Annotated in this window: 17 protein-coding genes and 4 tRNA genes; 16 read left to right on the top strand and 5 right to left on the bottom strand. The window is 58.4% G+C overall.

Annotation, left to right across the window (positions count from 1 at the left end; translation table 11 throughout):
- Positions 1 to 101 precede the first annotated feature (101 nt).
- The 6 genes from PHX60_RS08975 (at position 102) to PHX60_RS08950 (ending at position 5,945) form a co-directional block, all read left to right on the top strand.
- Complete coding sequence (locus PHX60_RS08975; protein WP_300076894.1) at positions 102 to 992, top strand: ABC transporter permease; 891 nt, start codon at positions 102 to 104, stop codon at positions 990 to 992.
- 18 nt (positions 993 to 1,010) lie between these two features.
- Positions 1,011 to 1,805, top strand: a complete 795-nt coding sequence (locus PHX60_RS08970; RefSeq protein WP_300076892.1) for an ABC transporter ATP-binding protein — start codon at positions 1,011 to 1,013, stop codon at positions 1,803 to 1,805.
- 86 nt (positions 1,806 to 1,891) lie between these two features.
- Positions 1,892 to 2,266 (top strand): glycine cleavage system protein GcvH, encoded by a 375-nt coding sequence (gene gcvH / locus PHX60_RS08965; protein ID WP_300076890.1) that lies wholly within the window; start codon positions 1,892 to 1,894, stop codon positions 2,264 to 2,266.
- A gap of 39 nt (positions 2,267 to 2,305) precedes the next feature.
- On the top strand, positions 2,306 to 4,483 hold the full coding sequence (locus PHX60_RS08960; RefSeq protein ID WP_300076888.1) for an ATP-binding protein: 2,178 nt from the start codon (positions 2,306 to 2,308) through the stop codon (positions 4,481 to 4,483).
- Complete coding sequence (locus PHX60_RS08955) at positions 4,480 to 5,169, top strand: RluA family pseudouridine synthase (RefSeq protein ID WP_300076886.1); 690 nt, start codon at positions 4,480 to 4,482, stop codon at positions 5,167 to 5,169. The genes PHX60_RS08960 and PHX60_RS08955 overlap by 4 nt, the downstream gene beginning before the upstream one ends.
- A 17-nt stretch (positions 5,170 to 5,186) precedes the next feature.
- A complete protein-coding gene (locus tag PHX60_RS08950; RefSeq protein ID WP_300076884.1) occupies positions 5,187 to 5,945 on the top strand; it encodes an SDR family NAD(P)-dependent oxidoreductase in 759 nt (252 codons plus the stop codon).
- Between the two features lie 68 nt (positions 5,946 to 6,013).
- Here PHX60_RS08950 and PHX60_RS08945 read toward each other — a convergent pair.
- The 3 genes from PHX60_RS08945 to PHX60_RS08935 form a co-directional block, all read right to left on the bottom strand.
- Positions 6,014 to 6,089: transfer RNA gene (locus PHX60_RS08945), tRNA-Asn, on the bottom strand.
- 44 nt (positions 6,090 to 6,133) lie between these two features.
- Positions 6,134 to 6,209 (bottom strand) — tRNA-Asn (locus tag PHX60_RS08940).
- A gap of 44 nt (positions 6,210 to 6,253) precedes the next feature.
- A tRNA-Asn gene (locus PHX60_RS08935) sits at positions 6,254 to 6,329 on the bottom strand.
- A 68-nt stretch (positions 6,330 to 6,397) separates the two neighbouring features.
- On the opposite strand from PHX60_RS08935, the gene PHX60_RS08930 reads away from it, so the two are divergent.
- The gene (locus tag PHX60_RS08930; RefSeq protein WP_300076882.1) at positions 6,398 to 7,627 is read left to right on the top strand and encodes a PLP-dependent transferase; all 1,230 of its coding nucleotides are present in this window, start codon (positions 6,398 to 6,400) and stop codon (positions 7,625 to 7,627) included.
- Between the two features lie 71 nt (positions 7,628 to 7,698).
- Here the strand turns inward: PHX60_RS08930 and PHX60_RS08925 are convergent.
- Positions 7,699 to 7,788 (bottom strand) — tRNA-Ser (locus PHX60_RS08925).
- Between the two features lie 31 nt (positions 7,789 to 7,819).
- Positions 7,820 to 8,257, bottom strand: coding sequence for a universal stress protein (locus tag PHX60_RS08920; protein WP_300076880.1), 438 nt, complete (start codon positions 8,255 to 8,257; stop codon positions 7,820 to 7,822).
- A gap of 99 nt (positions 8,258 to 8,356) precedes the next feature.
- On the opposite strand from PHX60_RS08920, the gene lolA reads away from it, so the two are divergent.
- The 9 genes from lolA to PHX60_RS08875 all read left to right on the top strand — a co-directional run bounded on the left by lolA (position 8,357) and on the right by PHX60_RS08875 (position 15,221).
- Positions 8,357 to 9,007: an outer membrane lipoprotein chaperone LolA gene (gene lolA / locus PHX60_RS08915; protein ID WP_300076878.1), complete on the top strand. Its 651-nt coding sequence runs from the start codon at positions 8,357 to 8,359 to the stop codon at positions 9,005 to 9,007.
- Between the two features lie 19 nt (positions 9,008 to 9,026).
- Complete coding sequence (locus PHX60_RS08910; RefSeq protein ID WP_300076876.1) at positions 9,027 to 10,325, top strand: replication-associated recombination protein A; 1,299 nt, start codon at positions 9,027 to 9,029, stop codon at positions 10,323 to 10,325.
- 108 nt (positions 10,326 to 10,433) lie between these two features.
- Positions 10,434 to 11,081, top strand: a complete 648-nt coding sequence (locus PHX60_RS08905; protein WP_300076874.1) for a DUF47 family protein — start codon at positions 10,434 to 10,436, stop codon at positions 11,079 to 11,081.
- A 20-nt stretch (positions 11,082 to 11,101) separates the two neighbouring features.
- Positions 11,102 to 12,112, top strand: coding sequence for an inorganic phosphate transporter (locus tag PHX60_RS08900; RefSeq protein WP_300076872.1), 1,011 nt, complete (start codon positions 11,102 to 11,104; stop codon positions 12,110 to 12,112).
- A gap of 144 nt (positions 12,113 to 12,256) precedes the next feature.
- Complete coding sequence (rpsP, locus tag PHX60_RS08895; protein ID WP_300076870.1) at positions 12,257 to 12,508, top strand: 30S ribosomal protein S16; 252 nt, start codon at positions 12,257 to 12,259, stop codon at positions 12,506 to 12,508.
- A gap of 83 nt (positions 12,509 to 12,591) precedes the next feature.
- Positions 12,592 to 13,164 (top strand): ribosome maturation factor RimM, encoded by a 573-nt coding sequence (gene rimM, locus PHX60_RS08890; RefSeq protein ID WP_300076869.1) that lies wholly within the window; start codon positions 12,592 to 12,594, stop codon positions 13,162 to 13,164.
- A 19-nt stretch (positions 13,165 to 13,183) separates the two neighbouring features.
- Complete coding sequence (gene trmD, locus PHX60_RS08885; protein WP_300076867.1) at positions 13,184 to 13,951, top strand: tRNA (guanosine(37)-N1)-methyltransferase TrmD; 768 nt, start codon at positions 13,184 to 13,186, stop codon at positions 13,949 to 13,951.
- Between the two features lie 104 nt (positions 13,952 to 14,055).
- The gene (gene rplS / locus PHX60_RS08880; protein ID WP_300076865.1) at positions 14,056 to 14,448 is read left to right on the top strand and encodes a 50S ribosomal protein L19; all 393 of its coding nucleotides are present in this window, start codon (positions 14,056 to 14,058) and stop codon (positions 14,446 to 14,448) included.
- Between the two features lie 86 nt (positions 14,449 to 14,534).
- Positions 14,535 to 15,221: a CoA pyrophosphatase gene (locus tag PHX60_RS08875; RefSeq protein ID WP_300076863.1), complete on the top strand. Its 687-nt coding sequence runs from the start codon at positions 14,535 to 14,537 to the stop codon at positions 15,219 to 15,221.
- Positions 15,222 to 15,247: the final 26 nt, after the last annotated feature.

Here is a 15,247-nt window from a genome sequence, read left to right as displayed (position 1 = left end):
TTTTGAAATAATGGGGTGCTGTAAGGCTTGCCCCGACTGCTGTGCAGGAGCCATGCAACGCTTGGCTCCTGCTTTGTTTTTTGCTTGCTGGCCTGTGCACCATGTCCCTTTTTTCTTTGCTTGGCGCGGTTGAAATCGGTTTGATTTTCAGCCTGGTGGCGCTGGGCGTGTTTATTTCGTTCCGCTTGCTGCGCTTTCCCGACCTGACGGTGGACGGTAGCTTTCCGCTGGGGGGCGCTGTATGTGCGGTGTTGATTGCCTCGGGCACCAATCCCTATCTGGCCACTTTGGCGGCGATGGCAGCGGGTGCGCTGGCGGGGTTAATTACCGGCTGGCTCAACGTCAAACTCAAAATTATGGACTTGCTGGCCAGCATTTTGATGATGATTGCGCTGTATTCCATCAACCTACGCATCATGGGTGGCCCCAATGTGCCCCTCATCAATGACCCGACGCTGCTCACGCTGCTGCAACCTGAAAGCCTGAGCGACTATGTGGCCCGGCCCTTGATTTTGCTGGTGGTCGTGTTGGCCGCCAAGCTGGCGCTGGATTGGTTTTTTGCCACCGAGCGCGGTTTGGCGATTCGCGCCACCGGCTCGAATGCGCGCATGGCCCGCGCCCAAGGTGTCAACACTGGGGCGATGGTGTTACTGGGCATGGCCGTATCCAATGGCTTGGTGGGATTGGCGGGTGCTTTGTTTGCCCAAACCCAAGGGGGTTCTGATATTTCGATGGGCATTGGCACCATCGTGATTGGCTTGGCCGCCGTGATTGTGGGCGAGAGCATTTTGCCCTCGCGCAAGCTGGTATTGGCCACGCTGGCGGTAGTGATTGGCGCGATTGTCTATCGCTTCTTTATCGCCTTGGCCCTCAACAGTGACTTTATTGGCCTGAAAGCGCAAGACCTGAACTTGGTTACCGCCCTGTTGGTCACCGTGGCCTTGGTGATTCCGCAGCTCAAGCGCAAGCTGGCGGCGCGCCGTTCGCACTAAAGCCCAGAGAAAATTGCTATGTTAAGCGCCCAAAACCTGCAACTCACCTTCAACCCCGGCACGCCCATTGAAACCCGCGCCCTGCGCGGTATGTCGTTGAGCATCCCCGCCGGACAATTTGTCACGGTCATTGGCTCCAACGGGGCCGGAAAATCTACCTTCTTGAACGCCATTTCGGGCGATCAATCCGTCGATAGCGGCACCATCAGCATTGACGGTAGCGATGTGACGCGCCAGCCCGTCTGGGCGCGTGCCTCGCGCGTGGCACGGGTGTTCCAAGACCCAATGGCTGGTACCTGTGAAGACCTGACGATTGAAGAAAACATGGCACTGGCGCAAGAGCGCGGCACCATTCGGGGCTTGCGTGGGGCCGTCAAGGCGCACCAGCGCGAGGTATTTCGTGCCCGTTTGGCCACCCTGGGGCTGGGGCTAGAAAACCGCCTGACCGACCGCATTGGTTTGCTCTCGGGCGGCCAGCGCCAAGCCGTGAGTTTGCTCATGGCGGCTTTGCAACCTTCGCGCATTTTGTTGTTGGATGAACACACTGCCGCGCTAGACCCGCGCACCGCTGATTTTGTGCTGCAGCTGACGGCGCGCATTGTTGCTGAAAACCAACTCACCACCATGATGGTGACGCACAGTATGCGCCAAGCGCTGGACGTAGGCCAGCGCACCGTAATGCTGCACCAAGGCCAAGTGGTGTTGGATGTAGCGGGCGAGCAGCGCCAGCGTTTGGATGTGCCCGATTTGCTACAAATGTTTGAAAAAGTGCGCGGCGAAAAACTCTCGGACGATGCCTTGCTGCTGGGTTAAGCGTTCAGGCTGCCTTGGTGGGCTTGCAGCGCCCCAACGAAAAACCGCTACAGTGCAGTTTTTGAATTTACCCCTCAATTGTCACCATGCACCTGCTGTTTTCTCCCGACCACCAATGGATTAGCGCTGCCAACGAGCAAGCCGCTACCGTTGGCATCACTCCCCACGCCCAAGAGACTTTGGGCGATGTGGTGTTTGTTGACTTGCCTGCGGTGGGCAAAGTGTTTGCCCAAGGCGAAGTGGCCAGTGTGGTCGAATCCGTCAAAGCAGCGGCTGATGTCTTTATGCCCGTAGCGGGCGAAGTGGTAGAGGTCAATGAGGCCCTGCGCGCCGACCCTGCCTTGGCCAACACCGACCCCTTGGGCGCAGGTTGGTTTTTTAAAATCGCCATCTCCGAGCCAGCGCAGTTATCCTCCTTGCTGGAGGAAGCTGCCTATGCCGCCTTGGTGCAACAGGCTTGATGGCCACTGGTTTAACCACAGTTCAGGGCCTTGCTTGCTATGAGCCGCCTTGACCGTGCTTTTTTGCTGCGTAGCACCGAACCCGAACCCTTGCCCATCCCCGCTACACCGGCAGAGGAGCTAGAGCGGCGCAATCTGGCCGAGCGCCCCAGCGGCCCGATGGCCGATTTGATTACCGAGTTGCGCGCTTACCAAGCCGAGCTGGAAGCACAAAACAAAGTGCTGCGTTACAGCGAATCGGCAGCCGAGAGCGCCTCCGAGCGCTTCGAGACCTTGTTCTCTAGCGTGCCGCTGGCACTGATGGTGTTGGATGAGCATGGCATGGTGGTACAGGCCAATTCGATGGCGCACCGCAGTTTTCAGCCGACCGAGCGCGACCGCCCCCTGACCGAGCTACAAGCCTTTGTCTGTGCCGACCACGCCCCCCAAGTGCGCCAAGCCTTTGCCCAAGCCTTGGCCGAGGGCCACAGCGAGGCCACTGAAGTGGTGTTTACGATTGGCGAGCAAGGCCAGATTACCGGCGATTTGCATATCGCCCGGATTGAAGCGCACCAACACGACGACGAACCGCCCCAATGGCAATTTTTGTGCGCCGTGATTGACCAAGGCCCCTTGCTGGCCGAGCGCCAAGCCTTGCAGCAAAGCGCGCAAGAATTACAACAACGCAACGCCCAACTCCATGCCAGCGAACGGCGGCTAGAGGCGGTGATTAACTCCTCACTCGATGCGATTATTTGCGTGGACCAACACCAGCGCATCACGGTGTTTAACCCCACAGCGGCAGCCTTGTTCCAATGCAGCGCCAGCGATGCCTTGGGCAGCCCCTTACAACGCTTTTTGCCCGATGCCCAACAAGTGTTAGCCTTTGCCCAAGTGGCCACCCAAGCCATGTTGGGTGAACGCATCGCGCACACGATTAGCGGCAAAGAACTGGCAGTAGAAGTGAGCGTCTCCTTTGAGCGCCACGCCGAAGGCGAAACCACCACCATTTTTGCCCGTGATTTAACCGGGCGCAAAAAAGCCGAGGCCCATCGCAACGAGCTAGAAGTGCAACTGCGCGAATCGCACAAAATGCAGGCCGTCGGCACGATGGCCGGTGGCATCGCCCACGACTTCAACAACATCCTCAGCGCCATTTTGGGCAATGCCGAGTTGGCCAAGGCCGATTGTGGTTCTGGCTCGCCCGCCTACGAGAGTTTGGTCGAAATCGAAAAAGCCGGACGGCGCGCGCGCGATTTGGTGCGCCAAATTCTCACCTTCAGCCGCAACGAACCCCTCCGGCGTACCAGTGTCGCCTTAGACGAAGTGTTGGCGGATACCGAGCGCCTGTTGCGCGTCACCTTGCCCCCAGCGATTGATTTGCGCCTGCACATGGACAGCGCCTTGCCCGCCGTGCTGGCCGACCCGACCCAAGTAGAACAAGCCGTACTCAACCTGTGTACCAATGCCATCCATGCCATTGGCGAGGGGCGCGGTAGCGTACAAGTAGCACTGCACACCCTGCGCCCCGAGCAACGCCAGTGCGAGCGCTTAGGGCTGGCACTGGGCGATTATGTGGTGTTGAGCGTTTCAGACAGCGGCCCCGGCATTGATGCCGCGATTTTGCAGCGCATTTTTGAGCCATTTTTTACCACCAAACCGGTGGGCCAAGGCACGGGCTTAGGGCTATCGGTGGTGCATGGCGTGATGCGAACCCACGGGGGTGCCGTGGATGTTCAGAGTGTGCGCGGCCAAGGCAGCCGCTTTACGCTGTATTTTCCGGCGCTGGCACCAGAGCTGGCCCCCCCAGCAGCAGAGCCTGTACCAGAGACCAGTCCCCCGACACCCCCTGTGCAACCCAGCCGCCAGCACCATGTCATGTATGTGGATGACGACAAAGCGCTGGTATTTTTGGTACAGCGCCTGCTCAAGCGCCGGGGTTACCTGGTCAGTGGCTTTACCGACCCGCACCAAGCCGCCGCTGCCCTGCGCGCTCACCCGCAAACCTACGATTTGCTGGTCACAGACTACAACATGCCCGGTTATTGCGGGGTTGATTTGGTACGCGAGGCACTCAGCATCCGCCCCGATTTGCCGGTAGCGCTGGCCTCGGGCTACATCACCGCCGAAATCGAACACGCGGCCCGCGCCGAAGGCGCACGCGCGCTCATCCACAAACCCAACGATGTCGAGGAGATGTGCGCCACGGTGCAAAAACTCCTGCTGGGCGAGCTGTGAGCATAGTAATCCCTTCGGCGGCCCCCACCTCTGGCCCAGAAGGCATCCCCTGCCTGTATCAAGATGCCGATTTGCTGGTGCTGGTCAAGCCCTCTGGTTTGCTGTGCGTGCCGGGGCGGGGACCAGACAAGCAAGATTGCTTGAGTGCGCGTGTGCAAACCTGCTGGCCCGAGGCTTTGGTGGTGCATCGGCTAGACCAAGCTACTTCGGGCTTGGTGCTGATGGCACGCAATCTGGCCACCCAACGCGCCTTGAGCGCCGCCTTTGCCGAGCGCCGCATCCACAAACGCTACCAAGCCATCGTACAAGGATGCTGGACACCCGCAGCAAGCGATACCAGCGCATGGCAATTGATTGATTTACCCATTGCCGCCGACTGGGAGCGCCGTCCTTTGCGCGTCATAGACCCGCTCCAAGGCAAACCCAGCCAAACCCGCTGGCGCGTACTCAGCACCGATACCCAAGCCCCAACCACCCGCGTCGAGTTAGAACCCCTGACCGGGCGCACGCACCAATTGCGCGTGCATTTGGCAGCCTGTGGCCATGCTATTTTGGGCGATGCCTTGTATGCCGATGCAGCCACGCTGGCCCGTGCGCCGCGTTTGTTGTTACATGCCACCGCCTTGCAATTGGTGCATCCCAGCACGGGGCAGGTGCTGCACTACACTTGCCCAGCCGATTTTTAGCAGGAGAAAAACACACCATGAGCGGCCATCTCACCATTTTGACGGGCGCTTCACGCGGCATGGGGCTGGCAATGGCACAACAGCTGCTGCATCCAGACCACACGTTGATTGGGCTATCGCGCCAACACCACGACGGGCTGGCACAACAAGCCTTGGCCCAAGGAGCAAAATTAGAGCAGTGGCAGCAAGATTTGGCCGACAGCTGCACCGCAGCAGCCCGCTTGCGCCAGTGGCTACAAGCCCAGCCGGTAGGCGCTTTTGCCAGCGCCACCCTGATAAACAATGCCGGAACCATCCCACCGATTGCCCCGCTCTCGGCCAGTGACCCGGCAGCGCTGGCCCAAGCCCTGCGTGTCAATTTAGAAGCACCGATGTTGTTGACGGCCGCATTTCTAGCTGCTACCGAAAGCTGGCCCGTGCCGCGCAAAGTGTTGAACATTTCTTCGGGCTTGGGACGGCGGGCAATGGCTTCGCAGTCGGCCTACTGTGCCGCCAAGGCGGGTCTGGACAACTTGAGCCGCTGCGTGGCCTTAGACGAGGCCCTGAAACCCAACGGGGCCAAAATTTGCGCTTTGGCACCGGGTGTCATAGACACCGACATGCAGCTGCAATTGCGCGGCGCGGCTCCTGATGATTTTCCGGATGCCCATAATTTTGCCGCCTTGCAAGCTGCCGGAATGCTGACCCCAGCGCACGAGGCCGCCGCCCGTGTGCTGGCTTGGTTGCAGCGCCCCGATTTTGGCAGCTTACCGGTGGCCGATGTGCGCTTAGATTAAGCCAAGCATCCCAAAGAAATCCCAAAGAAAAACCCCACTGCATGGCTAACACGCAGTGGGGTTTTATTTGGCTCCTCAACCTGGGCTCGAACCAGGGACCTACGGATTAACAGTCCGGCGCTCTACCGACTGAGCTATTGAGGAATAATCGGCATACAAAGCCTTGCAACAGCAGGGCGGGTAAATTTTGGCTCCTCAACCTGGGCTCGAACCAGGGACCTACGGATTAACAGTCCGGCGCTCTACCGACTGAGCTATTGAGGAATAATCGGCATACAAAGCCTTGCAACAGCAAGGCGGATAAATTTTGGCTCCTCAACCTGGGCTCGAACCAGGGACCTACGGATTAACAGTCCGGCGCTCTACCGACTGAGCTATTGAGGAAAGACGCATATTATATACATAAAAATAAGCCTGTCGATTACCCGCTACGTCCGCTGTACCATTGCGCCATGCAAGACCACACCTCCAAGCTATCCACCCGCCTGATTCACCACGACTACCACCCCCCTGGGGGATTTATGGCCCCAGCGCCAGCGGTACACAAAGCCTCCACGGTGATTTTTCCGAACGTAGCGGCCATGCGTAGCCGCGAGTGGAAAGACAAAAGCAGCTATACCTATGGCCTGCACGGCACACCCACCACCTTCATCCTAGAAGAGCGCCTGTGCGCCTTAGAAGGTGGCTTGCAATGCGTGCTAGTGCCCAGCGGGCTGGCGGCGATTGCCACGGTGTCTTTGGCCTTGTTGCGTAGTGGCCAGCAGGTACTCATCCCAGACAATGCCTATGGCCCCAATAGCGCGATGGCAGCGACCACGCTGGCACAGTTTGGCATCAGCCATACCCTGTACGACCCAATGAATCCAGCCGATTTGGCCGCCAAAATCACCCCAGCCACGCGCTTGGTTTGGTTAGAGGCGGCAGGCTCTATCACGATGGAGTTTCCGAACTTGCCAGCGCTGCTGCGTATCTGCCAAGCCCGAGGCATTACCACGGCCTTAGACAACACTTGGGGCGCGGGTATCGCTTTTGCGCCGTTCGATTTGCTGGGTGATGGCCAATTGGCGGTCGATGTATCGGCCCATGCTTTAACCAAATACCCCAGCGGTGGCGGCGATGTGCTAATGGGCAGCATCATCACGCGCGACCCCTCATTACACCTGAAAATTAAACTGTTGCACATGCACTTGGGGCTGGGCATTGCGGGCAATGATGCCGAGTTGCTGTTGCGCTCTTTGCCCAGCATAGCGCTACGCTACCACGCCCAAGACAGCGCCGCGCGCCATTTGGCAACTTGGCTACAACAGCAGCCCCCCGTGGTGCAAGTATTGCACCCCGCCTTGCCCGATGCGCCCGGCCATGCCCAATGGCAAGCCCTGTGCGGCAGCGCTCACGGTGGCGAGGGGGTAGCGGCGGGTTTGTTTAGTTTTATAGTCGATGAACGCTACAGCCAACAGCAAGTGGATGCCTTTTGCGATAGCCTGCGTTGCTTCAAAATTGGTTACAGCTGGGGTGGCCCCATCAGTTTGGTGATGCCTTACGAGCGCTCTGGCCTGCGTAGCTTGCCGACACCACACCTGCGCCCCGGTAAGCTGGTGCGCTTGGCGATTGGATTAGAGGCGGCCTCCGATTTGCAGCAAGATTTACAGCAAGCGCTGGAACATGCCTTGCCGCCCATTTAGCGTATCTCGCCCGTTTGCCCAATGAAAAAGCCCGCAAACTGTACGTAGTTGGCGGGCTTTGTTTTATGCGATGGCGGAAGGTCAGGGATTCGAACCCTGGAGGGCGGTAAAGCCCTGCCGGTTTTCAAGACCGGTGCAATCGACCACTCTGCCAACCTTCCGTTGGCGCGGATTGTAACTGGTTTATATGGCTTACTGGCGCACCACCAGCACCGGCACATGCACGGCGCTCAGCACACGCTGGGCCACGCTGCCGAGCATCAGCTTTTCTAAGCCACGGCGACCATGCGAACCCATCACAATCAGGTCTGCGCCGGTTTTTTCTAGCGCTTGCACCACACCTTCGTGGACGGCATGGCCTTCGCCCAACAGCAGCTCCACCGTCACCCCAGCTTCTTGCATGGTTTGGCGCACCGCCTCTAGGGCAGCATTGGCTTCGGCGGTGGCCGCACTCAGGTACTGGGACTGGCCATAGGCAAAATCAGCCCCTACGCCAGTAAACGGGTAAGGGTCAATCACATACAACGCCGTGACGGAACTACCAAAGGCTTTGGCTAACCCAACTGCTTTGGCCACCGCCAGCGTCGAGGTAGGCGAGCCATCGACGGGTACCAGAATATGCTTGAACATAGGCGAGTCTCTCCTTGCAATCTACTTTGAATGGTGAATGCACCATCGTACCCGTTCTCAATTCGCTATTTCAACAATTACCTTACTTCTTACTGACCAATGCACAAAAAAATTCTCAGCTTGCTGCTCTGGGCTGTGGCACCGCTGGCACTTGCCGATGATGGCCTGCAAAGATTAGACCAATTTTTGCGGGGCAGCCAAACCGGACGGGCGCAATTTACCCAAGTAGTGACCTCTCCCGGCAAGGACGGACAAGCCGCGCGGCAAAAAACCTCTAGTGGCCATTTTGCGTTTCAGCGCCCAGGGCGCTTTCGGTTTGTCTATGAAAAACCATTTGCCCAAACCATTGTCGCCGATGGCCAACATGTGTGGCTCTACGATGCGGATTTGAACCAAGTGACGCAACGCGCACAAGCGCAAGCCTTGGGCAGCACCCCAGCGGCTTTGCTGGCCGCCGCCCCAGACCTCAAAGCCCTGCGCGCCAATTTTTCCTTAGAGGCCAGCGCGCCGCCCGCTGGCGAAGAAAAGCTGCAATGGGTTCTGGCCCAACCCAAAAGCAAAGACGGGCCATTGCAGGCGGTACGCATTGGCTTTGACCAAGCACAATTGGCCGCACTGGAAATTGTCGATAGCTTTGGGCAGCGCTCACTGATGCGCTTTTCGCAGGTAGAAAGCAACCCCGCACTCCCGAGCAGCACCTTCCAATTTGAGCCTCCTGCTGGGGCCGATGTGTTGCGTCCTTCCAATTAGCTTTTTTACCACTGCCGCCATGTCGTTGCCTGTTGCACCTATTCCACTGGCAGAAGCCCTGCGCCCACAAACTTTAGACGAAGTCATTGGCCAGCCGCATCTGCTCGGCCCCGGTAAACCGCTGCGCTTGGCTTTTCAATCGGGCCAGCCGCATTCCATGATTTTTTGGGGGCCGCCGGGGGTAGGAAAAACCACTTTGGCCCGGCTTACGGCCACAGCATTTGCCTGCCACTTTATCGCCCTGTCGGCGGTGTTTGCTGGGGTCAAAGAGATTCGCGCTGCAATGGAGCAAGCACAGCAGCAGCGGGCGCTGGGGCAGCGCACCCTGTTGTTTGTGGATGAAATTCATCGTTTTAACAAAGGGCAACAAGATGCCCTGCTGCCCTTTGTTGAAAGCGGCCTCGTCACCTTGATTGGGGCCACCACCGAAAACCCTTCGTTTGAAGTCAATGCCGCTTTGTTGTCGCGCGTACAAGTTTATGTGCTGCAAGCCCTGACCGAGCCACAATTGCGCCAACTGCTGCAGCAAGCCCAACAAAAAGCCTTAGGCGCTTTGGCGTGGGACGATGCCGCCCAAGATGCCCTGATTGCCCATGCCGATGGCGACGCGCGCCGCCTGCTCAATCTGCTAGAGCAATGCGCTCACGCGGCCCAAGTCGCGCAAGTGCAACGCTTAGATGCCGCTTTCATCCAAAACGCCTTAACCCTGCCACAGCGGCGCTTTGACAAAGGCGGCGACCTGTTCTACGAACAAATGTCAGCCTTGCACAAATCGGTGCGCGGTTCACACCCGGATGCGGCGCTTTACTGGTTTAGTCGCTTAATAGAGGGTGGCACCGACCCGCGCTACATCGCCCGGCGCATCGTGCGTATGGCTTGGGAAGACATCGGCTTGGCCGACCCACGCGCGATACAGCTGGCCAACGATGCCGCCAGCAGCTACGAGCGCTTGGGCAGCCCCGAGGGCGAGTTGGCCTTGGCCCAAGCGGTGCTTTATTTGGCGGTAGCGGCCAAAAGCAACGCCGGTTACCACGCCTACCAGCAAGCCAAAGCCTTTGTGCAGCGCGACAGCAGCCGCCCAGTGCCTGCCCATTTACGCAATGCGCCCACCCCATTCATGAAAGAACAGGGCTATGGCCAAGCCTACCGCTATCCCCACGACGAGCCACATGCCTATGCCGCCGGAGAAAACTACCTGCCCGAAGGCATGGCTGCCCCCGCTTGGTACCAGCCCGTGCCACGCGGCTTAGAAAGCAAAATTGCGGACAAGTTGGCCCAACTCAAAGATTGGGATGCCAACGCCAGAAAGCGCCGTTAAGCCCCCTAGCAGGCAGATGCCACGGCTACACTTCAGGGATTCATGGATTTGTCATGCTTTTGTCATGATGGTGTAACGATTGTTCCTGATTCCTCGCTAGGAGATTTGATGCTATTTAGCAAGCTGCTGCCGCAAGAAGGCAATTTTTTTGAAATGTTCAACCACCATGCCGACCGCATCGTCGAGGCGGCCCACGCACTGGCGCAACTGGTGGCCAACTACAGTGACAGCGATTTACGGCAAAAATACGGCCAAGCCGTCGATAGCGCCGAAGCGGCCGCTGATGTCATCACCATCGAAGTCAATCGCTCCGTCCACCAAACCTTCATCACCCCGATTGACCGTGAGCAAATTCATGGCCTGATTAACGCGATGGACGATGTGGCCGATTTGATTCAAGATGTGGCCGAAGCGATGGAGCTGTACGACCTGCAACACATGACAGGCGAAATCACCCGCCTGACCGACTTGTCCGTCAAGTGTTGCGAGCGCGTGCGCGAAGCGGTCAAACTGCTGGGCAAAATTGCCGACCCTGCTACCGCCGAAGCCGCACTGAAAACCTGTGCCGAAATTGACCAATTAGAAAAAGACGGTGACCGCGTGCTGCGCGCGGCCATGAGCAAATTGTTCCGCGAAGAACCCGACGTGCGCGAACTCATCAAGCTCAAAGCGGTGTACGAACACCTAGAAACCATTTCCGACAAATGTGAGATTGTCGCCACCCGCATCGAGGGCATCGTCCTCGAAAATGCCTAAGCCCGGCAGGACAACACAAGATGGAAACAGCACAAGCTGCGCTCTGGGTTGTGGTCATGCTGGTGGCCTTGGCCTTGTTGTTCGATTTCATGAACGGCTTTCATGATGCGGCCAACTCGATTGCCACGGTGGTCTCTACGGGGGTTCTCAAACCAGCACATGCGGTCATTTTTGCCGCTTTTTTCAATTTTGTTGCGATTTTTATCTTTCATTTAAGCGTAGCAGCCACCGTAGGCAAAGGCATCGTGCAGCCGGGCATTGTCGATACCCATGTCGTGTTTGGTGCGCTGGTTGGGGCCATTACCTGGAACGTCATCACTTGGTACTACGGCATTCCGAGCAGCTCCTCCCATGCGCTGATTGGTGGCATTGTGGGTGCCGTGATAGCCAAAGCGGGTGCTGGTGCCTTGATTTCGGCTGGCATCCTCAAAACCGTGGCGTTTATTTTTGTTTCGCCTTTGCTGGGCTTTTTGCTCGGTTCGCTCATGATGGTGGCGGTGGCTTGGATTTTTCGGCGCACCCGCCCAAACAAGATTGATAAGTGGTTCCGGCGCTTGCAATTGTTGTCGGCAGGCGCTTATAGCTTGGGGCATGGCGGCAATGATGCCCAAAAAACCATCGGCATCATTTGGCTATTGTTAATTGCCACTGGCTACACCTCGGCCAGCGATGCCGCACCGCCTACTTGGACGATTATTTCTTGCTACATGGCGATTGGTCTGGGCACCATGTTCGGCGGCTGGCGCATTGTGAAAACAATGGGACAAAAAATCACCAAGCTCAAACCCGTGGGGGGCTTTTGCGCCGAAACTGGCGGGGCGCTGACCTTGTTTCTGGCCACAGGCTTGGGCATTCCCGTCTCCACCACCCACACCATCACGGGTGCGATTGTGGGCGTAGGCTCTACGCAACGTGCCAGTGCCGTGCGCTGGGGAGTGGCGGGCAACATCGTTTGGGCCTGGATTTTGACCATTCCGGCCAGCGCCTTTGTGGCGGCGGTTGCCTATTGGATTAGCTTGCAGCTGTTTTAAGGCTGCGCCCGTGATGCGCTTGCACCGTTATAATGTCAGGCTTTGCAGCGTGTCGCTGGCCGGGTGGTCATGTCGCGTGTCTCAAGCGCTGCGAACACCGGGCCTAGGGAGCTTGTCCTAGCCCACCACCCCAAGGATTACATCATGGTCGTCATTCGACTCTCTCGCGGCGGCGCCAAGGCCCGTCCTTTCTTCAATATCGTCGTTGCTGACAAGCGCGTGCGCCGCGATGGCCGCTTTATCGAACGTCTGGGCTTCTACAACCCCAGCGCCAAGGGCGGCGAAGAAGGTCTGCGTATTGCCCAAGACCGTCTGGCTTACTGGGTTGGCGTGGGCGCACAAACTTCGCCCACCGTTGATCGCCTGATCAAGCAAGCTGCTAAACAAGCCGCTTAATCGCTTCTAGCGACACAAGGCGGGTTTCGTCGGTAGCCACTGACGAGACCCGCCTTTTATTTTTTCTTTTCTTTACCCCTGCCATGTCCGCTGCCCTGAATTTGGAATCCGTTGCCCTGCCCGAGGATGCCGTCGAGGTCGGGCGCATTGCCGAGGCTTGGGGCATTAAAGGCTGGTTTAAAGTCATTTCGCACAATGCCGCGCCCGATGCCCTGTTTGCCGCCAAGCAGTGGTATCTGCAACCCAGCGAGCGCGGCGCGCGTACCTTCAGCGGCACCGTGGCCTTGACCATACGCCAAGTGCGCCCGCACTCCGACACCATCGTCGCTTGGGCGCAGGGCATTGACGAGCGCAACGCAGCAGAAGCGCTGCGCGGTGCGCGCATTTTTGTACCCCGCTCTGCTTTTCCAGCACCCGCCGAAGATGAATACTATTGGGTCGATTTAATCGGCCTAGCGGTGTTTAACCGCGAAGGCGTAGCCTTGGGCCAAGTGCGCGAACTCATGTCCACCGGCCCACAAACCGTGTTGGTGCTAGAGCAAGAGCAGCCCGGCGGCAAGCCGCTAGAACGCATGATTCCGTTTGTTGCGGCCTTTGTCGATAAAGTCGAATTAGAGCAGCGCCGCATTGTGGTCGATTGGCAACCCGATTACTGAGTGCCCACTGCCGCCTGCCATGCGTTTTGATGTCATTACCCTGTTTCCTGAGCTGTTTACGCCCTTTTTAAGCAGTGGCATCAACCGGCGCGCCTATGCCAGTGGTTTGGTCGATGTGCGTTGCTGGAACCCCCGCGACTATGCCGAAGGCAATTACCGCCGCGTCGATGACCGGCCTTTTGGCGGTGGCCCCGGCATGGTGATGATGGCGGCACCGTTAGAACGCTGTCTGCTCGCTGTCCGCACCGAGCGCGCCGAAGACCCCGCTGCCCAAGTGCCGCTGGTATTGTTCTCGCCCATTGGGGCCGCGCTCAACCACAGCGCCGTAGAACAGTGGTCGGCCAGCGCTGGGGCGATTTTGCTGTGTGGCCGCTACGAAGGCATAGACCAGCGTTTTATAGACCGCTACGTCAATGCCCAAATCAGTTTGGGCGATTTTGTGCTTTCGGGTGGCGAAATTGCTGCCTTGGCACTGCTCGATGCCGTAGCCCGTTTGCAACCGGGGGTACTGAGCGATGAAGGCAGCCACCAATTCGACAGTTTTAACCCGGCGCTCGATGGTTTGCTCGATTGCCCGCACTACACCCGCCCCGAACATTGGCAAGGCCAAACCGTGCCTGCGCCCTTGCTATCAGGCCACCATGCCCAGATTGAACGCTGGCGGCGTGAGCAATCTTTGCGAACCACGGCCCAACACCGCCCCGATTTAATCGACAACGCGCGCAAAGCTGGCCAATTGCACCCCGCTGATGAGGCCCTGCTAGGCGGATTGTCGGGCGCGCTATAATCTTGGGCTTTTCGATCCTCTGCTCGGCCGCCTTGCCCGTGCAAGGCACAAGGTCAATCCTGACCATGCCAATAATGGCGCGAACACGATCGATGGATGCAACCATGAACCTGATCCAAACCCTAGAAGCGGAAGAAATCGCCCGCCTCAACAAAACCATCCCCGATTTTGGCCCCGGTGACACCGTCATTGTGAGCGTAAACGTGGTAGAAGGCACACGCAAGCGCGTACAGGCCTACGAAGGTGTAGTGATTGCCAAGCGCAACCGTGGCATCAACAGTGGTTTTACCGTGCGTAAAATCTCCAGCGGCGAAGGCGTAGAGCGTACTTTCCAAACCTACAGCCCGCTCATCGCCAAGATTGAAGTCAAGCGCCGTGGTGACGTGCGCCGTGCCAAGCTGTACTACCTGCGCGAGCGCAGCGGCAAGTCGGCACGTATCAAAGAAAAGCTGCCCCAGCGCAAGGCCCCCGTGGCCGCAGCAGTGGCAGCAGCATAAAGCCTGCCCCAGCGCCGCTTTAAGCGCACCAGCCGCCACAGCCTTGCCTGTGGCGGCTTTTTTCTTTGTGTCAGGGATTGTGTTTAATGTCCTCCCACTCTCGATTGCCACGCTTTGACCCCCAACAGGTGCCTGTGGTGGGCATAGACAGCCATTTGCCTGCTATACCAGCGCCAGCGCAAACCCCCGCTGCCCTGCGCCAGCGCTTTGCCCAACCGCCACGGCATTGGCAGCCCGAGGTCGTGCGCGAACCGGCTTTTTTAGACCGTCCCCAAGCCGCCGCAGCGGTGCTGGTGCCGATTGTGTTGCGCCCCCAGCCTACGGTGTTACTGACGCAGCGCAGCCTGCACCTGTCTAGCCATTCGGGGCAGGTGGCTTTTCCGGGGGGGCGTATGGATGCCGAAGATGCCTCGGCCACGGCAGCGGCCCTGCGCGAGGCCCAAGAAGAAATTGGGCTAGACCCCCACTGGGTGGAGGTGCTGGGCAGTTTACCAACCTACTTCACCGGCTCGGCCTATGCGGTCTCGCCCGTGGTGGCCTTGGTGCAGCCAGGATGCCAATTGCAAGCCAATCCGCAGGAGGTGGCCGAGATTTTTGAAGTGCCTTTGGCGTTTTTACTCAATCCAGCCAATCACCGCCGCCATGTGTTTGACTGGCAGGGCGTGCGCCGCGAGTGGTTTTCTATGCCCTACCAAAGTGGCGACAAAAATCACTACATTTGGGGTGCCACGGCCGGAATGTTACGTAATTTTTACCGTTTCCTGCAAGCCTGAGCCACTCCCAGCGCCCCCAGCAGAAA

The sequence above is a fragment of the Giesbergeria sp. genome (genome assembly GCF_028686475.1).
GTDB lineage: Bacteria > Pseudomonadota > Gammaproteobacteria > Burkholderiales > Burkholderiaceae_C > Simplicispira.
The sequence above is the reverse complement of the archived record's forward strand: the minus strand, read 5'-3'. Positions and strand labels throughout refer to the sequence as shown.

Coding starts and splice junctions, on each gene's coding strand:
- PHX60_RS08975 (WP_300076894.1), top strand. CDS start 102: ATGTCCCTTTTTTCTTTGCTTGGCGCGGTTGAAATCGGTTTGATTTTC.
- PHX60_RS08970 (WP_300076892.1), top strand. CDS start 1,011: ATGTTAAGCGCCCAAAACCTGCAACTCACCTTCAACCCCGGCACGCCC.
- gcvH (WP_300076890.1), top strand. CDS start 1,892: ATGCACCTGCTGTTTTCTCCCGACCACCAATGGATTAGCGCTGCCAAC.
- PHX60_RS08960 (WP_300076888.1), top strand. CDS start 2,306: ATGAGCCGCCTTGACCGTGCTTTTTTGCTGCGTAGCACCGAACCCGAA.
- PHX60_RS08950 (WP_300076884.1), top strand. CDS start 5,187: ATGAGCGGCCATCTCACCATTTTGACGGGCGCTTCACGCGGCATGGGG.
- PHX60_RS08930 (WP_300076882.1), top strand. CDS start 6,398: ATGCAAGACCACACCTCCAAGCTATCCACCCGCCTGATTCACCACGAC.
- PHX60_RS08920 (WP_300076880.1), bottom strand. CDS start 8,257: ATGTTCAAGCATATTCTGGTACCCGTCGATGGCTCGCCTACCTCGACG.
- lolA (WP_300076878.1), top strand. CDS start 8,357: ATGCACAAAAAAATTCTCAGCTTGCTGCTCTGGGCTGTGGCACCGCTG.
- PHX60_RS08910 (WP_300076876.1), top strand. CDS start 9,027: ATGTCGTTGCCTGTTGCACCTATTCCACTGGCAGAAGCCCTGCGCCCA.
- PHX60_RS08905 (WP_300076874.1), top strand. CDS start 10,434: ATGCTATTTAGCAAGCTGCTGCCGCAAGAAGGCAATTTTTTTGAAATG.
- PHX60_RS08900 (WP_300076872.1), top strand. CDS start 11,102: ATGGAAACAGCACAAGCTGCGCTCTGGGTTGTGGTCATGCTGGTGGCC.
- rpsP (WP_300076870.1), top strand. CDS start 12,257: ATGGTCGTCATTCGACTCTCTCGCGGCGGCGCCAAGGCCCGTCCTTTC.
- rimM (WP_300076869.1), top strand. CDS start 12,592: ATGTCCGCTGCCCTGAATTTGGAATCCGTTGCCCTGCCCGAGGATGCC.
- trmD (WP_300076867.1), top strand. CDS start 13,184: ATGCGTTTTGATGTCATTACCCTGTTTCCTGAGCTGTTTACGCCCTTT.
- rplS (WP_300076865.1), top strand. CDS start 14,056: ATGAACCTGATCCAAACCCTAGAAGCGGAAGAAATCGCCCGCCTCAAC.
- PHX60_RS08875 (WP_300076863.1), top strand. CDS start 14,535: ATGTCCTCCCACTCTCGATTGCCACGCTTTGACCCCCAACAGGTGCCT.